Annotated in this window: 1 pseudogene; it reads left to right on the top strand. The window is 40.1% G+C overall.

What is annotated here, in order from left to right:
* Nucleotides 1-571, top strand: a pseudogene (locus tag HC176_RS15720) (glyceraldehyde-3-phosphate dehydrogenase); the annotation flags it as partial.
* Nucleotides 572-633 lie beyond the last annotated feature (62 nt).

Here is a 633-nt window from a genome sequence, read left to right as displayed (position 1 = left end):
CACAAATGCGATCACTCCTGTGTTAAAAGCAGTTCAGGATTCTTTAGGAGTAGTACATGGCCACCTAGAAACCATTCATGCATATACGAATGACCAAAACCTGGTTGATAATATGCATAAGAAATACAGAAGAGGCCGTGCAGCAGCACTTAACATGGTGATTACCGAAACCGGAGCCGGACAGGCAGTATCAAAAGCTTTACCTGTTTTTGACGGTAAACTCACTTCAAATGCAATTCGTGTTCCTGTTCCTAATGGCTCTCTTGCCATTCTCAATCTACAGGTAGAAAATCCTACTTCAAAAGAAGGGATCAATGAGATCCTTAAAAAGTATGCCCTGGAGGGAGATCTTGTGGAACAGATCAAATATTCCATCGATAATGAACTGGTATCTACAGATATTGTAGGTTCTGCACAACCTTCTATCTATGACAGCAATGCTACCATAGTTTCTAACGAAGGCAACAATGTTATACTCTATGTTTGGTATGATAATGAATACGGGTACAGCCACCAGGTAATAAGGCTGGCAAAATACATTGCGAAAGTGAGAAGATATACCTATTATTAATTGGGAGTTTAGTTAATGAAGAGACCCGCCACCTTTTAGATGGCGGGTTTTTTATTACTTCC

Source organism: Tamlana crocina, assembly GCF_012037625.1.
The sequence above is the reverse complement of the archived record's forward strand: the minus strand, read 5'-3'. Positions and strand labels throughout refer to the sequence as shown.